Origin of the sequence: Vibrio hannami (assembly GCF_029589055.1) — a bacterium.
In the GTDB taxonomy this organism is placed as follows: Bacteria; Pseudomonadota; Gammaproteobacteria; order Enterobacterales; family Vibrionaceae; genus Vibrio; species Vibrio hannami.
This window is the reverse complement of record NZ_JARQZP010000007.1, coordinates 623950-639595: the sequence shown is the minus strand read 5'-3', so window position 1 is coordinate 639595 and position 15646 is coordinate 623950. Positions and strand designations below refer to the sequence as shown.

Below are 15646 nucleotides of genomic sequence, written 5' to 3'. Positions count from 1 at the left end.
TTATTTTGTCACAATTATTAGAAACCATGGCAAACATGGACAACATTGAAATTGGCCTTTGGGTATCTGGTGCAATGTTGGTTTTTGTTATTCTTGGTGTACGAGTTGCTTTTGCTGCAGCTATTGCTGGATTTTTAGGTCTGCTTTGGATTTTCAGTGCCAAGCTCGGGTTTGAGCGCGGTTTTATGGTCGCACTGAAAATGGCCGGTACAATTCCACACTCTAAAGTATCGTCTCTTGCCCTTTCGCTGATACCAACTTTTATCTTGATTGGTTTTCTCGCCTATCATGCAGGCTTGACCAAATCGCTTTTTGAAGCAGCCAAACGCTGGGTTGGGTGGCTTCCGGGAGGAATGGGCGTTGCAACGGTATTCTCTACTGCTGGTTTTGCTGCAGTTTCCGGAGCCTCAGTAGCAACGTCTGCGGTATTTGCCCGTATTGCCGTTCCAGAAATGCTAAAACTCGGATACGACAAGCGCTTTGCCGCTGGGGTTGTTGCCGCAGGCGGAACACTCGCTTCACTAATTCCACCATCGGCGATTCTGGTTATATACGCCATCATTGTTGAGCAGGATGTTGGTGCACTACTGATGGCTGGTTTTATTCCGGGATTTGTATCTGCCCTTATCTACGGCGGTCTTGTTGTCTTGCTTGCGGTAACACGCAAGAATTTTGGTCCACCTGTGCGGGGATACACCTGGAAGCAACGCTTTGAATCGCTGCCAGGCGCAATGCCCATCTTCTTTGTGGTTGCCATCATAATGATCTGTATCTACGGTGGCGTAGGTACCCCGACCGAAGCGGGGTCACTGGGTGCCACCGTGATCTTAGCAGTTGCCTTGTACCATGGCAGTCGCTGGAAAGAGATAAAAAGCTCGCTAATGGAAACAGCCAAACTCTCGGCGATGATCTTCGCAATCATCTGGGGTGTTCTGATATACGTTCGTTTCTTAGGTTTTGCAGATCTGCCAAGCGCGTTCTCTGACTGGATTGTGAGTCTTGAACAAAGCCCGATGTTAACACTACTGCTTATCCTGTGTGCTTACGCAGTATTAGGTATGTTTATGGATGCGATTGGCATGCTGTTGCTAACTTTACCTGTGGTTTACCCGGCAATCATTGCGTTAAACGGTGGCGTAGATGTTGCGGCTGCAGACTCAGCATTTGGAGTATCAGGAGTGGGATGTGCAATCTGGTTCGGGATAATCGTGGTTAAGATGGCTGAACTATGTCTCATCACACCGCCAATTGGACTTAACTGCTTTGTAGTAGCTGGGGTCAGACCCGAATGCTCCGTTCAGGATGTATTCCGAGGCTGTACACCTTTCTTTGTGGCCGATGTAGTCACCATTGCGGTACTCATTGCGTTCCCAGGTATCGTGCTCTGGCTACCTAACTTAATCGGATACGCCTAAATTAAGTTTCACTCAAGTATACTCGAGGGACCTCAAGATGCAGGATTCAGAGCTGCTGAAAACGCACCTTTAGGTTACTTGAGGATATAATGGGGCTTGCTGACGAGCCCCTCAACTCCAACAACCACAAACCTTTCACGCCGAACCGCTAATAGTTTGTTATAGTCTCTGGAAATAACGCGAACATACCTGATTGACCATGGATATATTGGTAAACCTGACTTTTATTGGACTAGGGATAGCAGCACTTTCTGTTTTTCAGCTCTCTTTACTTACACCGCTACTGGTTATTCTTGCTATTGCGGGAGGATATTTATCGGAGGTTTATGAGTTAACGGGTATTTCAGTGCTTATCGTTCTTTATTTATCAGCTTTGGCAATCACCAAAGTCAGACAACCGAGGTTAGTCCAGCTCACTCACGTAGTTTTTGGCGTTATTTGTATCGCTCTTGCTGCCCACAAAGCACCCGGTATCAATAACTACCTATTAATACCTTCCGCTCAAACCTCTTCCAATGCGATTCCATTTGATCTCTATCTAAACGCCGACAAGATCCATATCTATTTTGCGCTGCTGCTTATATTGCCCGGAATGAAGAACCTTACTCCGGTGAAAAGCGTATCTGTCGTATACGTTGTATGTGTGTTGTTCGCTTTAGCAGGACTTCAGTATGCCAGCCTTCCGCTGGGTATGATGAATCTGGACTTTACGATACCGGAATGGCTGCCTTTATGGGCGGCATTAAATCTGTTATTCACCTGTACAGCTGAAGAAGCATTCTTTCGGGGTTATGTTCAGCAGTCGCTTACAAAGCGGATCCATCCGATATACGCGATAGTGATTACATCATTGCTATTTGGTATCGCTCATTTCGCCGGCGGTCCTATGTTTATGTTATTCGCTGCTCTTGCCGGATTAGGCTACGGTCTGGTTTATCACTTCAGTGGCAGACTTCACTGGGCAATCCTCACTCATTTTGTGTTTAACCTGACCCACTTAATATTTTTTACTTATCCGCTTCCGGTCTAAACAAAAAGCCTATCGTTATGTCGATATGATTGCGATAATGATCGGCAAATATAACAAAAAACAGGCTAAGGCCTGAGTATCAGGGAAGGAAGTAGATACTTGTGATAAAGAAGGAACGCTTAGCCTGTATGAACAGATTATCTCTGTACGTTTTCTCTTTGATGTTGCTTGTTAGCAGCGCCTTTCCAGTTTATGCCGACACCATACTTGTGGGGGGCGATCATAACTTCCCTCCTTATGAGTTCGTAAACGATCAGGGGGAGCCTGACGGTTATAACACGGAGCTTACGCTTGCCATTGCCGATGTTATGGGGCTGGATGTTGAAATCGTTCTAGATAGCTGGGACGTAATGAAACTAGGGCTAGAAGAAGGACGAGTGAACATACTTCAGGGGATCTCATACTCAGAAGTCAGGAGCAAGTATGTTGATTTTTCACCACCTCACTCACTCATTCATCACTCCCTATTTTCAAGATTAGACGGGGCTCCGCCTGTTGAAGATATCTCCGAATTAGAAGGAAAATCAATCGTTGTACAGCGAGGTGGTATTGGTGCAGAACAGCTTAAAAACGCACAAATTAACGCTGAATTTATCTATGTGGATACTCATGCTGCAGCCCTAAGAACTCTCGCCGCTGGCAAATATGACTATGCGTTGGTTGCTAACCTTCCTGGGCTCTATCTTGGAGCGGAGTTCTCTCTTTCAAATATTGAACCCGTTAGCCAACTGTTTGATTCCCAACGATATGGATACGGCGTACTAAAAGGTAATGATGAACTTCTAGCTCAGTTTAACGAAGGCTTAGCCATACTAAAAAACACTGGTAAGCAACAGGAAATCTACAATAAATGGTTCGGCACTTATACTTCCGAAAAGATAGACTGGGAAACCTTCACTCTAGTGTTGGTAAGCTCATCTATTATTCTCACCGCAATATTTGGTGCTGTTATCGTCTGGAACCGAAGTCTGGCAAATGAGGTTACTCGCCGAACTAAAGACCTGGAAATGCAGCAACAGCAATTGATTCAGGCAGACAAGATGGCTTCGCTTGGCATACTGGTATCCGGTGTTGCTCACGAAATTAACAACCCCACTAGCCTGCTTCTTCTCAACTTACCAGTTTTAAATGAGTCTTTTGAGGACATTGAAGAAATTCTGGAAGAGCATTATCAGGCTCATGGTGACTTCGAGATCGCCGGATTAAGTTACAGCCGTATGAGAACTGAATTGCCTGCAATGTTGAGCGAGATGCTCGAAGGCACCAACCATATCAGACGAATTGTTAACGACCTTCGTGACTTTGCCCGGCAGGAACCGCAAGAGCTTTCCGAGCTGGTTGATATGAATCAGGTGATTGCCGCTGCCATTCGACTTACCGACAGAACGATTCGCTCTTCAACGGATCATTTCACTATCGAATACACAGATTCCTTACCTCTCTTTAAAGGGAATGCTCAGCGCTTACAGCAGGTTGTTATCAATCTAATCGTTAACGCCTGTCAGGCACTCGATTCTAAGTCTCAGACTATTTCAATTAAAACCCGGCACAGATTCAAAAAGAGCCAGGTAGAGATGATTGTCACCGACACCGGGTGCGGTATCGAGAAGGAAAACCTGACCCGGCTATCTGATCCATTTTTCACCACCAAGAGGAAGGAAGGAGGCACCGGACTCGGGCTTTCTATATCTTCCACAATAATAGAAGAGCACGGCGGACATTTGCACTTTGAATCACAGCCATCAAAAGGCACAATAGTGCGCGTACATATTCCGGTTAAGGATATGGAAACAAAGTTGTCCAGAAGATAACTAGTTGTCAAGAAACACTGTATTAAGAATACATAGCATGAAGAAAACCCTATATCCCGAGTTTGGCATCTTATTAGTCGATGATGAGCCAGCTTTTATTCGCAGCCTTTCACTATCACTGGAAAGACGAGGTGGGATAAATCATCTGTTCAGTACCAGCGATAGTCGTGAGGCTATGGCTTTAATTGAGCATCATCCGGAAATAGAGCTCGTATTGCTCGACCTGAATATGCCAAACCTATCCGGCGAAGATCTGTTAAAGCAGATCATGGAGAAACACCCGGAGATCGGTGTCATCATTATTAGCGGAATGAACCAGATAGAAACAGCCGTAGACTGTATCCGGCTTGGTGCATACGACTACTTCGTTAAAACTACTGACGAAAACCGGTTGATTGAAGGGATAAAGAGAGCTATTTCGATGCAGGAAATGCGCCGTGAGCACGAAGCCATGCGCCGCAGATTTCTCTCAGATACCATTGAGCATCCAGAGGTCTTTCAGGAGATCATTACCGAGGACAAGAAGCTACGTTCTATCTTCCAGTACCTGGAATCTATTTCTGGCAGCAGACAGCCCGTAATGATCACTGGCGAAAGTGGTGTTGGTAAAGAGCATATCGCCAATGCAGTCCACAAGCTTAGTGGTCGTAAGGGTGACTTAGTCAGTGTCAACGTAGCGGGCATCGATGATTCGGTTTTCGCTGATACTCTGTTTGGTCATAGCCGTGGAGCATTCACTGGTGCCGATAAAAAAAGGCTTGGAATGGTAGAAGCCGCCGCCGATGGCACCTTGTTTCTGGATGAGATTGGTGACCTAAGCCACGCATCTCAAACCAAACTACTTCGATTACTTCAGGAAGGTGATTATTATCCCCTGGGTAGCGACAAACCTAAAAGAAGCAAAGCCAGAGTTGTTGCAGCAACACACCACAACCTTAGCCAAAGGGTAGAAGAAGGCAGCTTCAGGAAAGATCTTTACTTCCGCCTATGCACTCATCAAATAGAGATCCCACCTCTAAGGGAGCGAAAAGGTGACATACCGTTACTCTTTGAGCACTTCCTGGAAAAAGCCTCTGTAGAGATGAACAAGCCAACTCCTGCATACCCTAAACAGCTTCCCGTTTTGCTTTCTACCTACCATTTTCCGGGAAACATCAGGGAACTGCAGGCTCTTGTACTTGACGCTGTAAGCCGCCATAAAAGCCATACTCTGTCAATGGATGTATTTCGGAATGTGATTGAAAAAGCCACTTCGAGCCACCAGCATCAGAGAGTGATGAAAAACTGTTTGATCCGGCTAAACCCCTTCCGACTCTTCAGGAAATGAACGAACTGTTGGTTTCCGAGGCAATGGAACGAGCAGAAGGTAATCAATCACTTGCAGCGCGCATGCTAGGCATTTCGCAACCCGCTCTTAGTAAGCGCCTAAAGAATGCAAAAAACGCCTAGCGGATGCAAAAAATGCATGAGAGCAAACCTTAAACCCCTATAACTTTGGTTATAGTATAACTTTTATTATATCAATATAACCCATTGATATATTTAGCTCGTCAATAATTAAAGCTAGAGGGCATTACTAAAGTTATACCCCTTTATTTAATCCATAAAAACCATAAAACTCATAAAATCATATAGTTAACGACCAAATCAATGTTGGCACTCGGATTGCAATCTATTCCTTGTCGCAGGTGCTTGCAAAAGCCAACGCGTTGGAACTCGTTATCAATACAAGGAAATGAAATATGAGTGCAAAGGATTCGTCACCACAGGCAAGCGGTGGCTTTTGGAGCAAAATGGAACTTTGGAAAAAGATCGTAATCGCAATGGTTCTCGGAATGATCGTTGGTATCATCATGGGCCCGGAAGCGGAAATGCTAAAACCTATCGGTACACTATTCATCAACGCTATCAAGATGTTGATCGTACCACTTATCTTCTGTTCACTGATTGTGGGCGTAACCTCAATGCAAGATTCGGCCAAGATGGGCCGAATCGGCGGTAAAGCTATCGTTCTGTACATGGGTACAACCGCAGTTGCAATCACTATCGGTCTTGTTCTGGCTGCTGTTTTTGGTCCTGGTGAAGGTCTGAACATGGTTGCTCAAGACGCAGGCGCATCAGGTAAAGAAGCTCCACCACTGGTACAAACTTTATTAAACATTATCCCTAAAAACCCAGTAGGTGCATTGGCTGCAGGTAACATCCTTCAGATCATCGTTTTTGCTATCGGTCTTGGTGTATCACTAAACCTGATTGGCGACAAAGCAAAGCCAGCGATTGCTGTTTTTGAAAGCCTTGCAGAAGCTATGTACAAGCTAACAGAGCTTGTTATGAAGCTTGCCCCTTACGGTGTATTCGGCCTGATGGCATGGGTTTCTGGCAAATATGGCCTGGACATCCTTCTGCCTCTATTTAAGGTAATCGCGGTTGCATACCTTGGCTGTCTGCTGCATGTGCTAGTGTTCTACTCAGGTCTTGTTAAGGTAGTTGGTAAACTAAACCCATCTCGTTACCTGAAAGGCCTGACAAACCCTGCTGCTGTTGCTTTCACAACAACAAGTAGTTCAGGTACGCTTCCAGCAACTATCAAGGCTTCACGCGAAGAGCTTGGTGTTTCTAAAGGTGTATCAAGCTTTGTTCTACCACTAGGTGCAACCATCAACATGGATGGTACAGCGCTTTACCAGGGCGTTTGTGCGCTGTTCATTGCTCAGGCATTTGGTATCGACCTGACTATGGCTGACTACATGCTTATCATCATGACCTCTACCCTTGCATCAATCGGTACTGCTGGTGTACCGGGTGCTGGTTTGATCATGCTGTCTCTTGTGCTGACAACAGTTGGTCTTCCAATTGAAGGTCTGGCAATTGTTGCTGGTATCGACCGTATCCTGGATATGGCTCGTACAACAGTAAACGTATGTGGCGATATGATGGTATCTCTGCTTATCGCTAAGAGCGAAGGCGAGCTGGATGAAACTATCTACGATTCAGATACACCTGTACTAGAAACTGAAACAGCTTAATCGTCTAGGTCACACCCTCTTTAATTGAAAAGCAGATATCCTGGCGGGTATCTGCTTTTTTGTTCGTATGACAAACAACTTGCAGAGTTAAAAACCTCTGCGCCTCCAGAACTCACCCTCATCTCTGGCATAAACATCAAAGGTTTTCTCTGCGATAATTCGATTATCTAACTCAATCGTCATTCGCCACTTCCCTACCTTGTTATCAATTGGCTCCCAGATGGTATCACCCAGATAAAAGTCCCAATCGTTATTTCCGACATGGACTTCACCATTGAAAGGCGCTAACACTTCCCCGTCTGGAGAGGTTATTCCCGGGTGATAGATGCAGTAACGAACCTTCTTTCCTTTCGCCTTCTTAATATTAACGGTAAAACCAAACTCGATATCTATCTCAGCAGGAACCTGAGTCGTGAACTCTTGTATTTTAGGTAGATGTTTAGATTTCGCATCCCAGGTAGAAAATATGCCGTAGGATTCAATCTCAATTACAGGTGAGCGCTTTGCCATTGTACAGTGTTCTTATTTGACGAATGTTAGACGCCATAGTTTATCACCAGAGCGTAATTGGCAGAAACATTAAACGGCTACCCAAGCAGGTATGGGAATAGCTTTGCTTTCTCTTGATCGGTCAAAGCCTCAACTCTGGCAATGTTGTCATCCGGAATACCCTCTGGGTTTGGGTAATGCTTTAATACTTTTTCCATCGATTCTTCCCTGATCAGGTGAATCGTTGGGTATGGGGATCGGTTTGTTAAGTTCTCCGCATCTTCAGGTCCCGTTCCGCCAAAGCAATAATTGGGATGGAAGCTCGCAACCTGATATACCCCTTCGTAGTCTTCTTGCTTCAATAAAGCGTCGACCCAATCCAGGAAAAAGTTATAGTCCATAAAGTCTTCTAGCATATCCTGAGCCACTACTAAAGTGGTCTCAAGCTCTTCAGGAGCGCTACGATCTAACTCCTTAAGTTCTAGCAAGATAAATTCTAAAAGCTGTTCCTCTGTCGTCGCTGTAGATACTGCAATTTTAATTTGCTTTTTCTTGTTTGGTTTATGAGCAAACGGGCACAAGTTGAGGCCAATAACAACATCTTCCAGCCATTGGCGGGTTTGTGATTCTGCTTTAGATGTAGACATGTCATAAGCCTCGTGAAATATCCTGACTGGTGACTTAGCGTATCTGATAACGTTAATCTGGGCAATTTGAAAGTACTTATGTCCTTCTTTCGGGTTATAATTTACTGAAAATCATAGAGATACGGATTGATTCGGATGGAACCAAGAATAAGCATCATCACACTGGGCGTATCAGATCTGGAGCGGTCTTACGAGTTTTATCATAAAGGGCTCGGGCTACCTACCACTCGTGAGCCCAGTGAAGGCATTATCTTTCTCAAAACTTCTGGCACCTGTTTAGCACTCTATCCATTGGATAAGTTAGCAGAGGACATTTCTCCAAATCTGGCTATTCCTCAACCTGGTTTCTCAGGTATCACACTGGCACATAACACCAGGAAGAAAGAAGAAGTAGATAAAATTCTAAGTAAAGCAGAAGCTGCCGGTGGCAAAATAGAGAAAGCAGCACAAGATGCCTTCTGGGGAGGATACAGCGGTTACTTTTCCGATCCTGATGGCTACATGTGGGAAGTCGCCTACTCTGATGGCTGGCAATTTAACGAAGATGGTAGTCTGGTAATACGTTAAAGGGCAAACGTATTACCAGCAATGTCATCCATAAATGAAGTCTACCAATTAAAGTAGTGGCAAGACCAATACACATGGGACAACAAATAGCAGCATATCCATTCCACGCTCTTTCAATACGTCGTAAGAACGGTGTGCTGCGTCATTCATTCTGACAAGCGAGTGAACAAAGCCTACATTAGCTCGTAGCCTATGCTTCTCAACAATATGCTTAGTGGTTTCGTTATCGTCAGTATATTCCCACGGTTTTTCAATTAAATGGTTCATATCTATTCCCCCTTTGCTTATCTACACTTCATATTTTATAAGGCTTATCACAAATCTAAATGCCATGACTGGTAAAATAGATATGCTAATTGGCAATTCAATTTAGAGGAGTGAATGACCTTAATGGTAGAAAAAAACCAACACAAATATTTGGAAAAAGAGTCGATATGTGCCCAAAACCTGTTTCCTATGGAACATGAAAATAGCACCTCTTCACTCAATTTCTCCAGAACATTGGGACCATCAAAAAACTGGATTGGAAGCGGATATATAGAAGAAACTGGCACCGACAATGTGCATATCAATGGCAGATTCCCCTTTTACTCCGTTGTGTATGTGGTGAAAGGGGAAGGGTTATATATCGATAAGCATGGAAAGGAGTATCCACTTGTCGCGGGATCTGTCTTTCAACGACTTCCTCAAGTGACACACACAACATTGATTACAGAAGGCAGCGGCTGGGCTGAGTACTATCTGGACTGCAATGAAGAGCTTTATCTCCACCTTTGCTCATTATCACTCGTTGATAAAACTATCCCTGTATATCAAGGCGAGGTCTCGGAATCGCTTATTACAAGTATCAAATCTTTCATGGAACAGCTCAAAACAAGTACTGAAGAAGAGATGTTTGATGCATACCTCAACTACCTGAACATTCTTCGTTTGCTTTTTACGCAACAAAGCATCGGCATCATCCCAGATGCGATGCTAAAAGACGCACTCGAAGATTTTGAGAAGATCTATCCTACCCGATTTGATTTAAAGCTTTACTGCAAGGATAAAGGCTGGGGCTACGAAAAGTTTCGCAAGACGTTTAAGAAAAACATGGGGGTATCCCCGCGAGAATATCTCATCCGCAAAAGAATGAACGAAGCAGGTCGACTGCTCAGAACAACCAACCTGCGTATCTTAGAAGTCGCGACCAGACTTGGTTATGCTTCTCAATACGAGTTTTCGAATCAGTTTAGTAAGTACTTCTCTGTCGCACCTAAGCACTACAGAGAAGGCACCTAAAGTAGATTAGCTTAAAATTAAAACATATTCCGGCTAACACCAGTACGCTCCAGAATCCGGGCGGAGATCTCTTCAATTGATAGATTCGAAGTATCCAGATAAGGGATCGCTTCCCGGCGGAAAAAAGCCTCTACCTGATTAACTTCGCTAATACATTGATCAGCGCTGGCATACTCACTCTCAGCTAAACGATGGCTTCGTACTTCAGTCAATCGCTCTGCTTTAATCGTTAATCCAAATAACTTATGCCTGTTTATTTCAAGCTCAGGCAGCAACCTTAACTTCTTAAGATCTTCTTCAATAAACGGGTAGTTGACCACTCGTAAACCAAACTGCATCGCCATATACACACTTGTTGGTGTCTTGCCACTACGGGATACGCCCAACAGTATTAGATCGGCTTTATCCAGATCCCGGAGTGAAATTCCGTCATCGTGAGCCAGGGTGTACTCAACAGCAGCGATACGGTCGAAATACCCCTCTGCATTTTTGTTCACACTATGAGAGCGGTGCAGCTTTGGCTTTGCTTCAAGTTGCAAATCCGTCTGCATCGCCTGAATTAATGGGGCAAGTACATCATAAAAGTGCGCCTCGCATTCAAGTAACTTATCTCTAACTTCAGGTAACACCATAGAGAAGAGAACCATTGGAGGAACTCCCTGCTTTTGGTTGGATTTTTCAATCTCACGGATAAGCTCGTACAACTTTTCTTCAGATTCTACAAACGGAAATGTTCTCTCAACCGGCAAAAATGAGAACTGTGCAATAACTGCACGTCCTAATGTTTCACATGTAATGGCTGTTCCATCAGAAACGTAGAATACGTCACGAGTTTGAATATTCGATTCCATAATTTGTTTATAACTTAAAATATTTTTGAGTACGATGTGCGCAATGATAACGATAATAACAGGGTACTCAATTAGGCTAATAGGAAGTTGAGATGTTTGCACGTTTTAATTTTCTGCTCATTGTTTACCCACTTTAAGCCCCCAATGTATGACGTGGAGATAATCATGCAAAACCATACCCTCTGGCTCAATATGCTAGGCATGGACGATGTAGATAAAGTCGGCGGTAAAAACGCTTCCCTTGGAGAGATGGTATCCAATCTCGCTAACGTAGGCGTCTCGGTGCCTAATGGATTCGCTACAACAGCATTCGCTTTCCATCAGTTTCTGGAGTTTGAAGGCCTGAATCAACGGATCTATAACACCCTGAACACTCTGGATATTGATGATGTGAAAGCACTTCAACAAGCTGGAACTACTATCAGGCAGTGGATTCTTGAAGCCCCCTTCCCTTCAGAGCTGGAACAAAATATACGAGAATATTATCGGTCTCTGACTGATGGAAACCCTGAAATATCAGTGGCAGTGCGTTCATCGGCTACTGCAGAAGATCTTCCGGACGCTTCCTTCGCAGGACAGCAAGAAACCTTTCTGAACATCAAAGGTATTGATGCCGTACTTGAAGCAACAAAGCATGTGTTTGCTTCGTTATTTAATGACCGAGCCATCTCTTATCGTGTTCATCAGGGATTTGATCACGAGGGTATTGCACTGTCAGTGGGTATTCAGCGAATGATTCGCTCTGATATCGCCGCGTCTGGCGTTATGTTCAGTATTGATACCGAAACCGGATTCGATAACGCGGTATTTATCACTTCTTCCTGGGGCCTGGGTGAAATGGTGGTTCAGGGAGCCGTTAACCCGGATGAGTTTTATGTTCATAAGCCGATGCTGGAAGCGGGCAACCACGCTGTCATCAAGAAAACATTTGGTTCTAAGCTGACCAAGATGATCTACTCCGATCAAACAGAAGTCGGCAAACAGGTTCAGATTGTTGATACAAGTAACGAAGAGAGAAACCAGTTTTCGCTAACGGATGCCGAGCTGGAAGAACTGGCTAAGCAAGCATTGATTATTGAACGTCATTACCAACGTCCAATGGATATTGAGTGGGCCAAAGATGGTATCGACGGCAAGCTGTACATTGTTCAGGCACGCCCGGAAACCGTTCAGTCCCAAGAAGATACAAACGTCATTGAAAGATACCAGCTAGGTGACAAGAGCCAGGTTCTGATAGAAGGCCGGGCTATCGGTCAGAAGATTGGAACAGGTAAAGCTCGCCTGGTTTCCTCATTGGACGAAATGTCTTTGGTTAAAGAAGGTGATGTTCTGGTTACCGATATGACAGACCCTGATTGGGAACCGGTAATGAAAAAAGCAGCGGCAATCGTTACTAACCGTGGGGGAAGGACATGCCACGCAGCCATCATTGCTCGCGAACTGGGTATTCCGGCAATTGTCGGCTGCGGACACGCAACAGATGAAATCAAGGATGGCCAGCTTGTAACGGTGTCCTGTGCTGAAGGGGAAACCGGCCATGTTTATGAAGGTGAAATTCCGTTTGAGATCAATCGTTCTGAGGTAGATGAGTTACCTGTACTTCCTACCAAGATAATGATGAACGTGGGTAACCCGGATCGAGCATTCAACTTCGCGCAACTACCAAACGAAGGGGTTGGGCTCGCTCGCCTGGAGTTCATCATCAACAAAATGATTGGTGTTCACCCTAAAGCACTGCTGAACTTTGATGAGCAACCAGAGGAAGTAAAAGCAGAAATCCGCACGAAAATGCGTGGATACAGCGATCCGGTGGAGTTCTATGTAAGCAAGCTAACAGAAGGCATTGCTACCATCGGTGCTGCATTCTGGCCTAAACGTGTGATCGTTCGTATGTCTGATTTTAAGTCGAACGAATACGGCAACCTTGTTGGTGGTCCTGACTATGAACCCCATGAAGAGAACCCAATGCTTGGTTTCCGTGGAGCATCACGTTATATCTCCGAATCATTCGAAGACTGCTTCGAACTGGAAACTCAGGCGATCAAACGAGTTCGTGGTGAAATGGGTCTGAAAAACGTAGAAATTATGATCCCATTTGTTCGTACACCAAGTGAAGCAAGCTCTGTTATCGACCTGCTCTCTAAATACGGACTCAACCGTGGTCAGGAAGGTCTTCGCATCATTATGATGTGTGAGATCCCATCTAATGCGATTCTAGCGGATGACTTCCTGAGATATTTCGATGGCTTTTCAATCGGTTCCAACGATATGACTCAGCTAATGCTGGGGCTTGACCGGGACTCTGGCGATGTTGCGCATATCTTCGATGAGAGAAATGCGGCGGTAAAAGCGGTATTGCATATGGCTATAGAAGCTTGCACCAAACAAGGCAAGTACGTAGGTATCTGCGGACAAGGCCCTTCAGACCATGAAGATCTTGCTCAATGGTTAATGGAAGAAGGCATTAGTTCTATTTCCCTCAACCCGGATACGGTTGTTGATACCTGGCTTCAACTTGGTAAGTAAATCCCTTCTGGCCCGCTAGATTATTGCGGGCCTTATTCTTCAAACGATACACTTCCTACTACTATCTGCTACAAATAGTTATCTTCATCAAATTTTTCACCAAATAAATCACTGTTTTCGAACAAGATTACAAAAATGCGAATAGGTGTACAAAAACACGCTTTCTCAGGTGCTATGCTTTTTATGTTAATAACTATATGAGGAAGTTGCAGTTATGTATAAGCACATTTTAGTTGCAGTAGAGCTTTCCGAAGAGAGTGATTCGCTCGTCAGTAAGGGCGCAGCTTTAGCGAAAAAATTCGATGCCGAACTCTCCCTGATTTACATTGATGATACACACGGGGAAATCTATCACGAACTTTTTGATCTGAATGACGAAGAGAGTCGTGCAAACGTACCGGATAAAACCAACCACTTCTTTGAGCGCTTTATCAAGGCCTGTGATGTACCAGTTAAAAACGCTCTGGCCGGCTCCGGGAATATAGCCAACCGACTCCCTGAAATCATCGAAGAATACGAAGCCGATCTGCTGTTATGTGGGCACCATCATGACTTCTGGAGCCATATCATTTCTACTTCTAGGCAACTGATTAATAGCAGTTCGATTGATATTTTGGTCCATCCGATCATGAAATAAATCGTTCTAACAGCTAAACCGTAAGCCGTATATCTTTCTTGCAGGGTCGATATACGGCTGGTTAGTGATTTATCTGATGCAGATACTTCATCAACTCCATACGAGTGATATCTTCAATCTGACTGCTCCAGAACCCTGACAGGTAGGCTATCAAAGGCAAACCAAACATTAGCAGAAGCAAGACAATCAACATTCCCCTCGCCGATAAACGAACACCATTGCGAGTACTGACATCTAATGCTTCTTTTTTGGGACAAGCGCTAACACACCTCATACACGCCTGGCACTCGTCGGTTCTTACGGCTTCGACGGTATGGACCTTAATTCGCGCAGGGCATGCACGCGTGCACTTATCACAATCCATCCCTTTTGAGTCGATAAGACAGTGGGCCGTATTACGACGCACTTTGAATGGACTGGCGAAACTTAGAATCCCCAGTGCAGCACCATATGGGCAAAGGTAGCGACAAAACGCCCTATCCTGCCACAAGGCAAGTAGCAGCACGACTAACAAGCATAGTCCACCAATAAAACCGGGGCTGATAAAAAACAGTCCTGTTTTCAGATCAGCGACTTTCATATAGGTGCCGTCTAAATAGTGCGGTAATGCCTGGGTAGGAACTCCTTTTATAATGATGAAAAGCAGGCCTGCCAGAAGTAGATACTTTAGCATTCTAAGCGGCCAATCTAGCCAGCCCGGGGGATTGTAATCTCCAGCTATAAATCGCTTTCTCAGCTTGAATAGATAAGTACCGCCATAACCTATCGGGCAAATCCAGCCACAAAATGCACGCTTGCATAGCAACCCACTAAGTAGCACAGAAACCATCATGACCGCTGCTGCCGGGTGGTTGTCGTCCCATAAATTGAGAGTAAGAATCGCTCTGATCTCCAACCCTGCCGCGATAGGTAAAAAAGCATCCAGTACATCGGGTCGGGTAAGCCCACTTATCTCGCCATGCGCTAAAAAGCTGTAATACGCAACATATTGGATACCGACCAATAAGATAGAAAGCGCCATCAGGTGTTGCACCCAATCCCGGAGATTATTTTCCCGCACTTCTCCTTTTGACAGTTCGGGTTGGTAACGATTGAGCAAGCCTACAGCAACTAACCCAAACCCCGTTGCCAGCATTAGTGGCCAGTATGCCGAAATAATAACCGCGGCTAGCAATAACAAAGCTGAAAGCAGGTAACCCCACTTCTTGTTACTCCAGTAAAGTAAGCTTACACAGAAGATTAACCCTAACATCAAAACTATGGATTCTACTAGCGACATAATACTGCTCTTGATGAAGTGAGGAGAAAAAAGCTCCTGAACTATTACAGAGATTAATATAAGCAGAAGAAACCGGGATTGATATAC

At 44.7% G+C, this 15646-nt stretch carries 15 protein-coding genes; 10 read left to right on the top strand and 5 right to left on the bottom strand.

Features of this window, described 5'->3' with window-relative positions:
* Positions 1-5 precede the first annotated feature (5 nt).
* The 6 genes from P7F88_RS17375 to P7F88_RS17355 all read left to right on the top strand — a co-directional run bounded on the left by P7F88_RS17375 (position 6) and on the right by P7F88_RS17355 (position 7282).
* Positions 6-1415 carry a TRAP transporter large permease gene (locus P7F88_RS17375; protein ID WP_277826734.1) on the top strand — a complete coding sequence of 470 codons (1410 nt, stop codon included), beginning with the start codon at positions 6-8 and terminating at the stop codon, positions 1413-1415.
* Positions 1416-1614: 199 nt separating this feature from the next.
* On the top strand, positions 1615-2445 hold the full coding sequence (locus P7F88_RS17370; protein WP_277826732.1) for a CPBP family intramembrane glutamic endopeptidase: 831 nt from the start codon (positions 1615-1617) through the stop codon (positions 2443-2445).
* Positions 2446-2573: 128 nt separating this feature from the next.
* Entirely contained in the window at positions 2574-4256 is a 1683-nt protein-coding gene (locus P7F88_RS17365; RefSeq protein ID WP_277826730.1) for a transporter substrate-binding domain-containing protein, read from the top strand.
* Between the two features lie 37 nt (positions 4257-4293).
* A complete protein-coding gene (locus P7F88_RS17360; protein ID WP_277826728.1) occupies positions 4294-5583 on the top strand; it encodes a sigma-54-dependent transcriptional regulator in 1290 nt (429 codons plus the stop codon).
* Positions 5580-5705: a helix-turn-helix domain-containing protein gene (locus P7F88_RS26475; RefSeq protein WP_422128155.1), complete on the top strand. Its 126-nt coding sequence runs from the start codon at positions 5580-5582 to the stop codon at positions 5703-5705. Before P7F88_RS17360 ends, P7F88_RS26475 begins: the two co-directional genes overlap by 4 nt.
* Positions 5706-5998: 293 nt before the next feature.
* Positions 5999-7282 carry a dicarboxylate/amino acid:cation symporter gene (locus P7F88_RS17355; RefSeq protein ID WP_277826726.1) on the top strand — a complete coding sequence of 428 codons (1284 nt, stop codon included), beginning with the start codon at positions 5999-6001 and terminating at the stop codon, positions 7280-7282.
* Between the two features lie 87 nt (positions 7283-7369).
* Here P7F88_RS17355 and P7F88_RS17350 read toward each other — a convergent pair whose 3' ends face one another.
* Both P7F88_RS17350 and P7F88_RS17345 read right to left on the bottom strand, forming a co-directional pair.
* The gene (locus P7F88_RS17350) at positions 7370-7792 is read right to left on the bottom strand and encodes a DUF3859 domain-containing protein (protein ID WP_277826724.1); all 423 of its coding nucleotides are present in this window, start codon (positions 7790-7792) and stop codon (positions 7370-7372) included.
* Positions 7793-7869: 77 nt separating this feature from the next.
* Positions 7870-8418, bottom strand: coding sequence for a DUF1415 domain-containing protein (locus P7F88_RS17345; protein ID WP_277826723.1), 549 nt, complete (start codon positions 8416-8418; stop codon positions 7870-7872).
* A gap of 135 nt (positions 8419-8553) precedes the next feature.
* Here P7F88_RS17345 and P7F88_RS17340 point away from each other — a divergent pair, with 135 nt between their 5' ends.
* Positions 8554-8985: a VOC family protein gene (locus P7F88_RS17340; protein WP_277826721.1), complete on the top strand. Its 432-nt coding sequence runs from the start codon at positions 8554-8556 to the stop codon at positions 8983-8985.
* A gap of 48 nt (positions 8986-9033) precedes the next feature.
* On the opposite strand, the gene P7F88_RS17335 is transcribed toward P7F88_RS17340, so the two are convergent.
* A complete protein-coding gene (locus P7F88_RS17335; RefSeq protein ID WP_277826719.1) occupies positions 9034-9252 on the bottom strand; it encodes a hypothetical protein in 219 nt (72 codons plus the stop codon).
* Positions 9253-9366: 114 nt separating this feature from the next.
* Here P7F88_RS17335 and P7F88_RS17330 point away from each other — a divergent pair, with 114 nt between their 5' ends.
* Complete coding sequence (locus P7F88_RS17330; RefSeq protein ID WP_277826717.1) at positions 9367-10266, top strand: AraC family transcriptional regulator; 900 nt, start codon at positions 9367-9369, stop codon at positions 10264-10266.
* A gap of 17 nt (positions 10267-10283) precedes the next feature.
* Here the strand turns inward: P7F88_RS17330 and ppsR are convergent, their stop codons facing one another.
* Positions 10284-11117 carry a posphoenolpyruvate synthetase regulatory kinase/phosphorylase PpsR gene (gene ppsR, locus P7F88_RS17325; RefSeq protein ID WP_277829216.1) on the bottom strand — a complete coding sequence of 278 codons (834 nt, stop codon included), beginning with the start codon at positions 11115-11117 and terminating at the stop codon, positions 10284-10286.
* A gap of 165 nt (positions 11118-11282) precedes the next feature.
* Between ppsR and ppsA the strand changes: the two genes are divergently transcribed.
* The gene (gene ppsA, locus P7F88_RS17320) at positions 11283-13643 is read left to right on the top strand and encodes a phosphoenolpyruvate synthase (RefSeq protein WP_277826715.1); all 2361 of its coding nucleotides are present in this window, start codon (positions 11283-11285) and stop codon (positions 13641-13643) included.
* A gap of 214 nt (positions 13644-13857) precedes the next feature.
* Positions 13858-14280, top strand: a complete 423-nt coding sequence (locus P7F88_RS17315) for a universal stress protein (protein WP_277826713.1) — start codon at positions 13858-13860, stop codon at positions 14278-14280.
* 61 nt (positions 14281-14341) lie between these two features.
* Here P7F88_RS17315 and P7F88_RS17310 read toward each other — a convergent pair whose 3' ends face one another.
* Entirely contained in the window at positions 14342-15559 is a 1218-nt protein-coding gene (locus P7F88_RS17310) for a 4Fe-4S binding protein (protein WP_277826711.1), read from the bottom strand.
* Positions 15560-15646 lie beyond the last annotated feature (87 nt).